This is a genomic window from Peribacillus aracenensis, from assembly GCF_025175645.1.
Classification (GTDB): Bacteria; Bacillota; Bacilli; order Bacillales; family DSM-1321; genus Peribacillus; species Peribacillus aracenensis.
The window spans coordinates 216458-229383 of the sequence record NZ_JANZMJ010000002.1 but is presented as its reverse complement, the minus strand read 5'-3'; the positions used below and the strand labels follow the sequence as shown (position 1 = coordinate 229383).

General features: G+C 42.5%; 11 protein-coding genes. 3 read left to right on the top strand and 8 right to left on the bottom strand.

All coding sequences use genetic code 11. The annotated features are described in order from the left end of the window. Entirely contained in the window at positions 1–1671 is a 1671-nt protein-coding gene (locus N0M92_RS03745; protein ID WP_260284515.1) for an ABC1 kinase family protein, read from the top strand. A 458-nt stretch (positions 1672–2129) separates the two neighbouring features. On the opposite strand, the gene N0M92_RS03740 is transcribed toward N0M92_RS03745, so the two are convergent. Continuing rightward, complete coding sequence (locus N0M92_RS03740; RefSeq protein ID WP_260284514.1) at positions 2130–3062, bottom strand: catalase family peroxidase; 933 nt, start codon at positions 3060–3062, stop codon at positions 2130–2132. A 152-nt stretch (positions 3063–3214) separates the two neighbouring features. Then, on the bottom strand, positions 3215–3643 hold the full coding sequence (locus N0M92_RS03735) for an Lrp/AsnC family transcriptional regulator (RefSeq protein ID WP_260284513.1): 429 nt from the start codon (positions 3641–3643) through the stop codon (positions 3215–3217). Between the two features lie 118 nt (positions 3644–3761). Between N0M92_RS03735 and N0M92_RS03730 the strand changes: the two genes are divergently transcribed. Continuing rightward, the gene (locus N0M92_RS03730) at positions 3762–4157 is read left to right on the top strand and encodes a carboxymuconolactone decarboxylase family protein (RefSeq protein ID WP_192203587.1); all 396 of its coding nucleotides are present in this window, start codon (positions 3762–3764) and stop codon (positions 4155–4157) included. Between the two features lie 97 nt (positions 4158–4254). Here the strand turns inward: N0M92_RS03730 and N0M92_RS03725 are convergent, their stop codons facing one another. Continuing rightward, positions 4255–4722, bottom strand: coding sequence for an Lrp/AsnC family transcriptional regulator (locus N0M92_RS03725; RefSeq protein ID WP_260284512.1), 468 nt, complete (start codon positions 4720–4722; stop codon positions 4255–4257). Positions 4723–4895: 173 nt separating this feature from the next. Between N0M92_RS03725 and hisC the strand changes: the two genes are divergently transcribed. After that, a complete protein-coding gene (hisC, locus tag N0M92_RS03720) occupies positions 4896–6008 on the top strand; it encodes a histidinol-phosphate transaminase (protein ID WP_260284511.1) in 1113 nt (370 codons plus the stop codon). Between the two features lie 89 nt (positions 6009–6097). Here the strand turns inward: hisC and N0M92_RS03715 are convergent, their stop codons facing one another. The 5 genes from N0M92_RS03715 to pdhA all read right to left on the bottom strand — a co-directional run bounded on the left by N0M92_RS03715 (position 6098) and on the right by pdhA (position 12654). Then, positions 6098–7477 (bottom strand): amino acid permease, encoded by a 1380-nt coding sequence (locus tag N0M92_RS03715; protein ID WP_260284510.1) that lies wholly within the window; start codon positions 7475–7477, stop codon positions 6098–6100. A 370-nt stretch (positions 7478–7847) separates the two neighbouring features. Beyond that, the gene (lpdA, locus tag N0M92_RS03710; protein ID WP_260284509.1) at positions 7848–9272 is read right to left on the bottom strand and encodes a dihydrolipoyl dehydrogenase; all 1425 of its coding nucleotides are present in this window, start codon (positions 9270–9272) and stop codon (positions 7848–7850) included. Continuing rightward, positions 9273–10553, bottom strand: coding sequence for a dihydrolipoamide acetyltransferase family protein (locus N0M92_RS03705; RefSeq protein ID WP_260284508.1), 1281 nt, complete (start codon positions 10551–10553; stop codon positions 9273–9275). It lies immediately after the preceding gene. Positions 10554–10582: 29 nt separating this feature from the next. Further along, positions 10583–11566 carry an alpha-ketoacid dehydrogenase subunit beta gene (locus tag N0M92_RS03700; RefSeq protein ID WP_192203581.1) on the bottom strand — a complete coding sequence of 328 codons (984 nt, stop codon included), beginning with the start codon at positions 11564–11566 and terminating at the stop codon, positions 10583–10585. Continuing rightward, positions 11566–12654: a pyruvate dehydrogenase (acetyl-transferring) E1 component subunit alpha gene (gene pdhA / locus N0M92_RS03695; RefSeq protein WP_260284597.1), complete on the bottom strand. Its 1089-nt coding sequence runs from the start codon at positions 12652–12654 to the stop codon at positions 11566–11568. Before pdhA ends, N0M92_RS03700 begins: the two co-directional genes overlap by 1 nt. Positions 12655–12926 lie beyond the last annotated feature (272 nt).

The following is a 12926-nucleotide window of genomic DNA, read 5'->3' as shown; positions in this document are numbered from 1 at the left end:
ATGTTTCGCAAGCGACTGAAACACGCACATCGTTACCAAGAAATCATTAATGCCTTCTTGAAAAATGGTTTTGGTTACTTCATCTATCGTCTGGGATTATCCGAGAGCAAAGCTGCATCGAAACTCCAACCTGATGAAAACCTTAACCTCCGCTCAATTGGGGAGAGGCTGCATACGATATTACAAAGCTTGGGACCTACATTCATTAAACTTGGTCAGATTGCAAGTACGAGGCGTGATTTCGTACCTGAAGAAATCGTCCGCGAACTTGAAAAGCTACAGGACCAAGTCACCCCCTTTCCATTTGAAAGGGTTCGCAAAATTGTCGAAGCCGAATTGGGTGATTCTTTGGAAAACCTTTTTCTTGAATTTCATGAAACCCCACTGGCAACCGCTTCGATTGGTCAGGTCCACACGGCACGGCTTCCATCACATGAAGTCGTAGCAATCAAAGTGCAGCGGCCCGATATCCTGCCGATTGTGGAAACGGATTTGGAAATTCTCGATGATTTGGCAAGACTAATGGAAGCACGCATATCTTGGGCAAGACGCTACCAAATCAGAAAAATGATTGATGAATTCGCTAAATCACTCCGTGCAGAACTCGATTATAACTCCGAGGGCCGAAACGGGGAAAGAATAGCCAAGCAATTCATCGATGATCAAGGGTTTAAGGTACCAAGGATCCATTGGGAATTTTCCACAAAAAGGGTCCTGACGATGGATTTCATTCAAGGAATTAAGATTAATCATTATAAACAGCTTGATGATGAAGGTTATGATCGCCGGAAAATCGCGGAAAGATTAGCGAATTCCATGCTTCAGCAAATATTGATCGATGGCTTCTACCACGGCGATCCCCACCCTGGCAATATCATCATTTTGCCAGGGAATGTCGTCGCACTTATGGATTTCGGAATGGTGGGACGGTTGGAGGAAGAGACGAAGTTTCAGTTCGCCTCGCTTGTCATCAATTTGAAACGCGGCAGCACCAATGGATTGATCAAGACGCTTTCAGAAATGGGCCTCCTGACGGATGAAATCGACATGGCCCCATTAAGAGGGGATATCGATGAACTGCGAAATAAATATTATGATATCCCATTGAGCCAAATCAGCTTAGGCGGAGCTGTCAATGACCTGTTCACGGTTGCCAATCGGCATCAAGTCCAAATCCCTCCCGAATTCACGATGCTCGGCAAGGCTTTGCTTACCATGGAGGCCATTGTCGAAGGATTAGATCCGAATTTCAGCATTATGAAGGCAGCTGAACCTTTTGGAGAAAGGCTTTTTAAGGAACGCTACAACCCCAAAAACATTGCGAAGAACGCCTGGAATCAATTCATCGAGTCTGCTGAAGCCATTGCCGAATTGCCCAAGGATATCAGGGAAGTGACAGGTATCATTAAAAAAGGAAAATTACGGCTTGATATCAACATTCCCGAACTCCAAGTGTTTTTACATAAGCTTGATCAAATCTCGAACCGGTTGTCTTTCAGTATTATCCTGCTAGCATTCAGTATAATCATGGTCGGTCTCATTATCGGCTCTGCTATAGGCGGGGAAACCTTGATCCTATGGAAGATACCGGTTATCGAGATTGGATTTGTCGTTGCAACCCTAATGTTCTTACTTATGCTCTACACCATTTTCAGATCCGGAAAAATGTAAACTTACGAAAAAAGGGTTCGGATTTATTTCCGAACCATGATTTTAAAACATGACTAGGGTATCCACCATGTTTTACTGTTATATAAATGAAGCCCTCGTTTAATTGAAGAAGATTTGCGATACACCTGTTGAGTCCTGGCTTAACCCAAGGAAAAGAAAGCTGATTTCTTAAGGCTCTTTTCGTAAAGATTGTTGTTTTTAAAAACTAAACGATTTAAGGTTGATTGGAGCGCAAGTGCGAGACTCCTGCGGGACAGGTGAGACCCCACAGGCGTTTACGCCGAGGAGGCTCACCGCCCGCCCCGCGGAAAGCGAGCATCTGGAGGGGAAATCAACCACACCGCTTTACTTGGTAAATAGCAACAAAGTATGCGAAAACAGCCTTTCTTAAAGCAAGTTTGCCAACAGTCTGAAGGGAACCCTTATAGTAAGGGAATTCCCTTTTTTCTTGATTTCATTCATTCGTTATTTATCCGACGTTCATAAGAGACAGCATACGCATTATGGCGAAAATGCAAAATTCGGTCTTCCGAGCATTCGATTCCTTCAGGAATATTGGTTGGATCAAACATTAAAGTATCTTTAAACACTGGCGTTTTTCTGGAAATCATTAAATGCCCTATCGTGATTACCTGTTTATCTTCCGACCAAGCTGTGGTTGGATCATCAGTCGGGTCATTTTCCCCTCCTATTTGGATGTTCAATTTAAACCCCACCGGACCCTGCTTGAGCCTATCTTCCATTTCTTCACCCAGATACTCCGGCGAATGCTTGGCCACCTCCTTTTTTTCTAGCATACTAAGGCCGGCATCAGGTACCCACTCATACTTGATTGCCTGCCGCCTTCCTTCCGCGTTAATGAAATAGAATGCATGAATGGAGTAATATTGACACGTTGAGAAACTGGCTGGAGAACGCATTTCTTTAAGCATTTGCAGGCTTGCCTTGCTTTCAGGGTATTTCCAAAGGATTTTTGCAAGCTCTTTCAGATTGGGGAAACCTTCTTTGGCAGACTTGAAAAAGTCAGCCATTTCAACAAACGCTTCCGGTGTTTTCGCAAAGAATAACGGAATGGTCACAGTAATAAGATCTGATTCTTCTCCATTCGGCAATTGAAACTTGACGGCCATGCCCTTTACAGGGGAAATGGCATCAGGATGGCTTGGAATCGGCGAGCTATTTGAAAACCGAATGACCACCGGCACAGCTTCATCCTGAAGATGCGGAGCCACCGTTAATGGGGACGCTTTTCCGTTTGGGGTAAAAACCCCTTCATAAATATATCCCCTTGCATGCGCACGCCGATAACCAGGATGTGTTCCAGCTACATTTTCAATCACATTAACTGCTACTCTAGCTAGTTCAGGTATAAAGTCGTCCGTTCCCTCCATGGTATCTCACCCCACCTTTTCAGATTCGAATCCATTATTACATGTACCCTTTATTCCAATAGCTTATTCTTTTTGAATCGCCGAAAATATTGATCGCAAAAAAACGCCTGGAATTATCCAGGCGCTGCACACATCATGTTAGAAAAAAATACTCATTCCAGCTCCCGCTCCACCTTTGAAAGAATCACATGGGAAACGGTTGCCGCAAACGGAATGGTCCGATTGATGAATTCCTCCACTTCTTCAAGGCTCTCACTGTGGATTTTCAGCATAAAACAAGCCCGCCCGGCAATTCGATAACAAAAGTCAACATTCGGCACCTTGGAGATATACTTTTTGAATTTCTCATATTCCCCATTTTTTATCGTTGCTTCCACGATACACTCAATTGGAAAACCGATCTTTTTATGATCAATCTCAGCAATATACCCTTTAATGATCCCGAACGACTCCATTTGCCGTACCCGTTCGGCAACGGTGGGAGCGGAGAGGTTTACTTTCTTTGCCAATTCCCTCATGGAAATTCGGCTATTCAATGTTAATTCAGCAAGGATGCTCTGGTCTTTTTCATCAATTTTCATTCCACAAATATTCTCCTTCTTTTCTTTACACTTATTCATTATTAATCCATATTGCTTTACAAATGGAATTAAAACTCCTGGATTTTTATATTAGTATTATCTCAAAGGAGAGATATTCATGACAAGAATAAAAAAATCATCGCAGGGATCCAGTCCATTTCAAAGATTATTTCATTCTGAAGAGATTTCGCATAAATGGTCGGACCTCTCAGATTGCATATCTGCAGATGGGAAACTTTCAAAGAAGTTAAAGGAAAACGTCAGAAGGGTTCTGGCATATGGTAATGGCTGCTCATATTGTCAGGCAAAAGGAATTCCACTAAAGCCGGAAGATATGAAAGAAAGCTATGCAATCGCCTTTGCGGAAGTATTCCTCTTACAACGTGAAAAAACGGAGGAAAAGTTTTTCCAAGTATTAAAGGAGACATTCAGTGATGAAGAGATTTCTGAACTATTGGCATTCATTTGTTTTACAACGGCCCAGCAATATTTCGGGGCTTTGATGGATTTATAATAACAAAAAAAGGAACAGGTACCGTGCCTCGTTCCTTTCTTTAAACCTTCATTGGTTTCCATGCAAACCCATTTACAAGGATCGGTTGAAATTCCACCTAGGATTTCGCACCATGATCCTCCATTGCATTGATCCTAGGAAGGATGGAGCGTGAAGGTACCGGGGATGTCAAAACCACGGATGTATTCAGATGTCCATATGGTATTAATCGATCTATCAGTAATCTCATGCTGTCCATATCAGACAAAGCGGCTTTCAAGAAATATCCAACGGTTCCTGTTACACGATGGCACTCGATAATGTCTAAATCATTTTTCACCAATTGCTCAAAATCGGAAACTGGAACCTTAAGTTCACTCACCTGAATGTACACTAGTACCCCCCTTCCTATTGCCAGGGGTGAAATCCTTGCGCTGAACCCCTCAATGATCCCCTTTTCTTGCAGGCGATACATACGTTCAGAGATGCTAGGTCGACTGAGAGCCAATTTCTTCGAGAGTTCACTAATCGTAATGCGTCCATCCTTTTGTAAAAGTTCCAGTAAATTGACATCTATTTCATCCATGAAGAAACCACCTTTCATAATGAAGGAATATAAGCTTATATTTCTTTAAAATGTTGTATGGATAGTGAAAAATACATTCTTTTTTGTATGTAACTTTATCAGTTAATATTCTATCATTAAAATAATCCAATGGAAAAAGAAAATTCAGAATTTACCAAAGGGAGGAACCTGCATTGACCTTTACGAAAATCCCGGTTCGACAAAACATCGAAAGCATTAGCCCATATGTTTCCGGCAAGCCAATTGAAGAAGTGCAACGTGAACTTGGTCTCGAAACGATCGTTAAATTGGCATCCAATGAGAATCCATTCGGCTGCTCAACTCTAGCAAAAGAAGCCATGATTACTGAAATGGAGCAAACCTCTTTTTATCCTGAAGGTATGGCACCTGCATTAGCTGAAAAGTTGGCAAGGAAATTGAATATCAATAAAGATCATATCATTTTAGGCAATGGATCTGATGAAGTGATTCGTTTATTAACACGAACCTATATCCAACAAAATGATGAAGTCATCATGGCTGATGTGACATTTCCACGATATGAAACGAATGTATTGATTGACGGCGGCACACCAGTAAAGATACCTCTTATTAATGGGGTACATGACCTGAAGGGGATGTATGATGCCATAACAGAAAAAACAAGAATGATATTTGTCTGTAATCCCAATAATCCGACAGGAACAATCGTTCAAAAAGAAACGTTACGCTCTTTTATCGAGAAGGTGCCGAAACATATTTTACTGATCGTTGATGAAGCATACTATGAATATGTCGATGATGCAGAATATTTAGAAACCTTGCCACTTTTAAATATGCATTCAAATCTGGTCATCTTACGCACTTTTTCAAAGATTTATGGACTGGCTGCATTAAGGATTGGATACGGTTTAATGGATGCTTCCATCATACAAGAGCTAGTTAAAGTGAAGGAACCCTTCAATACCAATCGTTTAGCACAGGCTGCGGCATTCGCTTCCCTCGACGACCATCCATTCGTTGAGAAATGTGTTCGTAAGAATGGGGAAGGAAGAAGATATTTAGAAAACGAACTAAGCAAGATGGGATTAACATTCTTCCCTTCACATGCCAACTTCTTGATGGTTAAATTGAATCAGCCTGGCAGGGACATTTTTGAGAAGTTATTAATTCAAGGTGTCATCATCCGTTCCGGTCATTTGCTAGGCTATGAAAATACTATCCGCGTGACCATCGGCACCCCACTTGAAAACGAGAGGTTCATATCCTCCTTACAACATATAATCAATGAAACGTCAGGTACATGAACGTTCGAAGTGAAGTTGCAGTATATCGATGATTATTAATGAAAGATACGACATGGACGCCTTTGCACATGTCGTATCTTTTCCGTAATTTATTTAGCAATATCTTTTTCTATTATCGTTGACTCCTGTTCATCCCCACTTTTAAATTTAAAAATGGAAATCGAGATTAATGCAGCCAACACAATCAGGCAAGCAATGATACTGATCCGATTCTGTTCACTGAAAACGAACGATATACAAATGATGCTTAAGGTGATTACGGCAAACAAGGTTACATATGGAAATCCCCACACTTTAAAACTAGGGGCTTTGGGATACGAATTGCGAAGTTTTAGCTGCGCTAAACAGATGCTGATCCATACAAGGGATACTACAAAACCTGGAAACGCCATTAATAAAGTAAATGCCTTGTCCTGTGCAACGAAAGTAACCATGGAGCCGACGACCAATACAAAAGCACTTAATATCAAACTATACAAAGGAACGCCATTTTTTGATACATAAGAGAACGACTTGGGAGCTTCCCCTTCTGCAGCCAAAGAATGCAGCATGCGGGTACATCCATATATTCCTGAGTTTGCGGCAGATAAGACGGCCGTAATCAAAATGAAATTCATGATATGTGCAGATCCCTGAAAACCGGACATTGATAAAACTTGTACAAACGGACTTGCCTGGTCGCTAATTTCGTTCCAAGGAATCAAACCGCAGATTACAAGTATCGGTAAGGTGAAAAATAATACGACTCTCCAAATATAGTTTTTAATGACCTTCGGTAAAATGCGTTCCGCATCCTTTGCTTCGGTTACCGTCACCCCTATTAACTCTGAACCGCCATAGGAGAACATGACGATCAGTAATGCCGAAAAGATGGACATCCACCCATTTGGGAAAAACCCTCCATGCCCGGTGAAGTTTTGTAGATAATTAGATCCCCCGGTTGGGATGACTCCAAATAAAATACAGGCTCCCAATATGATGAATACGATGATCATTGTAATTTTAATGCCTGCAAACCAAAATTCGAATTCACCATAATTTTTGACATTCATCATGTTAATTCCAATGATGAAAGCCGTACACCCTAAACTTAATATCCATAGCGGGATTGCTGGAAGCCAATACTGCAAGAAGCTTCCTGCCACCACTACCTCAATGACACAGACGGATAGCCACATGAAACAATACATCCAGCCTATTATGAATGAAAAGCGGTTACCGAATGCTTTCTGAACGAAACCTTTCATATTCGTATTTGGATAAACAATTGCCATTTCCGCTATAGCACCCATGACTATAAGCAGTAATAACCCTGCAAAAATATAAGTGAATATGACTCCTGGCCCTGCTAACGATATGGTTTCGGCACTTCCTTTAAAAATGCCAGTACCTATCGCCCCTCCCATTGCCATCATGCTAATATGCCGCGGCAATAATTTCTTTTGCAGTGACCCACCATTTGATTCCATTACATCTGCCTCCTTCTTTCCATAATTTTTCCGTATAAAAAATCAAACCCATTTCAATCGTTGAATGGCGAATAGATAAGTTATCTCATCAACCGTTTTGGTTTTGGAGTGGAAGGATGCAAAGCCTTCTTGAAAAATCTTTTCATACTTCACCAAAATAAAAGATATCAATATGTTGTTAGTTTTACAAGAGGAATCATCGCAGGCCTATTAAGGATCCTATCTAGTCAAACGCTAGGTCAAATTTAGGAAATGGCGTGAATTTGCTGATAGCCTTGCCTTTTGGAGACCAATGAGAGGTTCTGACTCCTTTAAAATCAAACACTCTAATCGGGGACTACTTTGGTAATCCCCATGACTTTACCTTTTCCTATTTATTTACGATGTGAATCGCATGTCCCAAAACTGCCTCAGCCGCTTCCATCCACCCCTCAGTCAAAGTTGGATGTGGATGCATGATCAGGGCTATATCTTCGACCCTAGCCGCCATCTCAAGGGCAAGGACCCCTTCTCCTATAAGGTTGGACGCATCAGCACCTACCATATGCATTCCGAGCAATATGTGGCTATCGGCATCCACGATCACTTCAGCAAATCCTTCTGTTTCATCCGTTGCAAGCGCCCTTCCATTGGCACTGAACGGAAATTTGCCGATTTTGACACTGTATCCCTGTTGTTCAGCTTCTTCACGGCTTAAACCAACACCAGCTATTTGGGGGTCCGAGAAGATTACATAGGGAACATTAGGTGAGTCAACGGCACTTGGCAATCCCCCTATCACTTCAGCTGCCACCACTCCCTGTTTGGACGCTCGATGCGCAAGAGCCGGACCAGGTGTAGTATCACCGATGGCAAAGATGTGCGGCACATTTGTACGACATTCCATATCCACTTCTATATGGCCTTTTTCACCAACTGTAACTCCAGCCCGATTCAGGCCGATTTCTTCAGTGTTTGGTATCCTGCCAATTGTAACCAGGGCCTTTTCACTCACGACCACTTCCGCCCCTTTTTCTTCCGAGGATACATGAAGGTGTACATGGCCATCCACTATACTCGCCTTTTCCACCCTCGTGGATGTTTTGATATTCACCCCAAGCTTCTTGGCATTCCGGGTGACTTCCTTTACAAGGTTTTCAGCAATTTGGGGGAGGATGCGATTGGCCATTTCAATGATGGTCACTTTAGTACCCAGCTTTGCAAATGCCATACCCAATTCGATTCCGATATATCCACCGCCAATGATCGACAAGCTTGATGGAACTTCCTGCAGCTGCAAAGATGATGTTGAATCCAATATATATTCTCCATCGACATTAATGAAGGATGGAATGAAAGGTCTGGATCCCGTCGCAATAATTGCCTGCTCAAACTTGTAGGTTTCAAAATCGCCATCGGTTTCAACTCCAATACGGTCATCAGATAAAAAGGCTGCTTGACCTTTAACCACCGTCACTCCATTTTCCTTACACAAATGGGCAATTCCTTGCTTCAACTGAGATGTGATGCCCGCTTTCCAATCCTGCCAAACGCCCAAGTCCATAGCGGTTCGTTCCTGGGATAGCCGGATTCCCATTTTCCCTAAATCGTTAAGCCTTTGGTATTGATCAGCTGTGTGAATTAATGCCTTTGAAGGTATACAGCCCCGATTAAGACAAACCCCGCCCAGCTTATCCTTTTCAATCAGTACGACCGATTTTCCTAACTGTCCGAGACGGATAGCCGCAGCATACCCTCCCGGACCTCCTCCAATGATGATAACTTCCGTCTCTACAGCAACTTCCCCTACTACCATTTATCTCATCTCCACAACTAAACGAATTGGATTTTCCAGCAATTCCTTGATTCTATTGGTAAAATGCACCGCTGTTACCCCATCAATCAAACGATGATCGAAAGATAGAGACATATTCATCATTAAACGGATAACACCTTCAAGATCGCGAACGACCATGCGATGTTCCATTTTATGCAAAGCTAGTATGGCAGCTTCCGGATAGTTAATGATCGGGGTCGCGTGCATCCCTCCGATCGGTCCTACATTGCTGATGGTAAATGTACTGCCTGTGATTTGATCAATGCTCAACTTTCCTTCACGGGCTTGGGCTGCCAATTGCCTGATTTCATCAGCCAGTTGGAAAATGGTCTTTTGATCGGCATGTTTTATGACTGGAACTATGAGACCCTCTTCGGTATTCGTCGCAATCCCAATATGATAATAATTCTTCAGGATGATTTCATTGGTCTTTTCATCAATTGAAGCGTTTAATGTTTTGAATTCCTTTAAGGCGATGACAATGGCTTTAACGAAAAATGGCAAAAAAGTCAACTTAATATCCTTATCATCGGAGTACTCTTTTAATTGATTTCTAAATTCCTTCAATCGGTCCATTTCCAATTCATCTACATGGGTTACATGAGGAATGGTCGAAACAGACTTTACCATATGTTCAGCGATTTTTTTTCGAATGCCTTTAAGCGGAATCCGCTCTTCCCACTCATTTTCCACTCCTTTTGCCCGGATGGCATCATTCATCAAGGCCATCTCTTGAACACTCTTGTTATCATGATGTTTGGCATCTTCCAGTGTAATCGAGTTATTTTCTTTAAACTGTTTCAGGTCACTTTCGGTAATTCGCCCAGCCGGGCCGGAGCCTTTAACCTTCTCGATATCAACCTTCATTTCCCTCGCCATTTGACGAACGAATGGCGTTGCCAACGCACGCGCTACCTCATGATGCTGCTTAGTCGTAATCTGTTCTGCATTTACTTTTACATCATCAGATTGCACGACTTGGATTTCTTCGTCAATCATGCCTTTATCCGGAACTGACACTTCGTTCTCTTCCTGAATTGTGAATATAGTGGTTCCCACTTCCACGATATCCCCTTCGGAAAAAAATATTTTCTTGACCACTCCCGCTGCAGGAGCCGTCAATTCCGCATTGACTTTATCCGTTTGCACTTCAACAATGGGTTGGTCCTGTTTTACCGCCTCCCCTTCTTTAATGAGCCATTGGATAATTTCCCCTTCATGCATCCCTTCCCCTACATCAGGAAGTTTAAATTCCATCATGCGACATCCTCCTTCTTCCTTAATCACAATTAAAATGATAACGTTTCGACAATTCCTTGTTTTACACGGTCAACAGTCGGTAAATAATGATCTTCTATTGTAAACGGCGGAACCGGTACATCAAATCCTGTTACACGCTTAATCGGCGCTTTCAGGTAAATAAGAGCTTCATCATTAATGATCGAGATAATCTCCGCACCTAATCCGGCCGTCTTATGGGCTTCGTGGACGATTAATGCACGACCTGTCTTTTTAATGGATTGAACGATCGTATCCCTATCTAAAGGGTATAATGTTCGAAGATCGACCACTTCACACTTCCAGCCTTTTTCTGCTTCAATCTTTTTCGCGGCATTCAATGCCTCCCTTAACATGGCTCCCCATGCATAAATGGTCAGATCGCTCCCCTCCTGAACCACTTTTGCTTGCCCGATTGGTATTCGGTACATTTCGTCGGGAACTTCTTCCTTGAAAGCCCGATACAATTTAGTCGGTTCCAGAAAGATCACCGGATCTGGATCTTCGAGGGCTGAAATGAGCAGCCCTTTTGCGTCGTATGGATTACTGGGTGCAACCACCTTTAAACCCGGTGTATGGGCAAAGAAGGTTTCGACACTTTCGGAATGAAGTTCAGGGCCCCTGATTCCGGCACCATATGGAGTACGGATTAAAAGGGGCACCCCAAATTGCCCACGGGTACGATACCTCATACGGGCAGCATGGGAAACGAGTTGTTCGAATCCCGGATAAATAAAGGCGAGAAACTGTATCTCTACAATAGGCAGCATTCCGTTAAGGGCTAAACCAATGGCAGAGCCAATGATTCCGGATTCAGCTAATGGCGTATCAATGACTCGATCTTTTCCATACTTCTCATAAAGTCCTTCCGTCGATCGAAAAACCCCGCCATTCACTCCAATATCCTCACCCATGATCATCACGCGATCATCATGACCCAGCATTTGGTCCATCGCTTCCGTAATAGCCTGGAGCATCGTTAAATTTTTGCCCATTATTTCTTCCCGCCTTTCCTTAAGATTTGGTTCAATTCCTGCTTCTGTTCCTTTAAATGCCATGACTCCTCGGCATATACATGGTTAAACATTTCGAGCGGGTCGGATTTTGGATACCCTTCGGCTTTTTGAAGGTGAGCATCAATCAGTTCGTTGAATTGTTTTAACGCCAATTCCTCCTGCTCTTCATTCCAGTGACCCTCTTTATTCAAATACTTTCTAAGACGTGTAATGGGATCCCGGTTTTCCCTCCAGAACGTTGAAATTTCGTCCTGATCGCGATATATGTTCGGATTGTCTGCAGTAGTATGAGCGCCATAACGAAAGGTAATGGCTTCGATTAATGTGGGTCCTTCCGCATTAAGAGCTCTTTCGACAGCTTGCTTTACAGCCAGCCATACTGCGAAAATATCATTTCCATCCACTCGCACCCCATGTATGTCATAAGCGGCAGCCCGCTGGGATATTGTTTTGGATGCCGATTGCTTTTCAAAAGGGACACTGATCGCGTAGCCATTATTTTGGCAGAAAAAGATTGTTGGGGTTTTATAAACGCCAGCAAAATTCAGTGCCTCATGAAAGTCCCCTTCAGATGTCGCTCCATCACCAAAATAAGCAATGCTAACATTCCTTTCGCCTCTAATCTTACTTGCCCAAGCCGTTCCAACGGCATGAACCATTTGAGTGGCAATCGGAACGCTTGGAGGCAATATCCTTTTTCCTTCAGGACAAATTGAGCCATCAAAATGCGCCATCCAGTATAGGAAAACACGGTATAATTCCTGCCCATGAATAATTGCCGCTCCATGGTCACGGTATGTGGGAAACATCCAATCCCCTGCCGACAACGCTAAGGCGCTTCCTACCTGGGATGCTTCCTGTCCTTCAAAAGGTGCATAAGTTCCAATCCTGCCTTGGCGCTGGAGATTAACGGATTTTCGGTCAAACGTTCTGAGCAGGAGCATGCTCTCATACATCTTTAACATAAGTGATTTATCGATTTTTCCATCAATCGTTTCAATGATTTCGCCATCAGGAGTCAATACGCGAAATATTTCCGGCTCAACTTCATTTGAATACGCTTTCATTATTGGGTTTCCCGTCTTTTCCATTTCATTTCTCCCCTTAAGATAGATTTGTTTCGCAAACTTACCAAGGTTTTGAACAGTCATGAAATAACAGCCCAAAATGTATCTATTGGTCTTTATGTCTGTGATTAAATGCTGTTTCATAAACTACATTCCTTATATAAAAGGATAATACATCCATGTTTTTAATAATATGTTAAATAGAATGAATTTCTCCCATTTTACCTTTATTTAGAATATGTTTTCTGATAACACACCTTCATTTTGAAAAT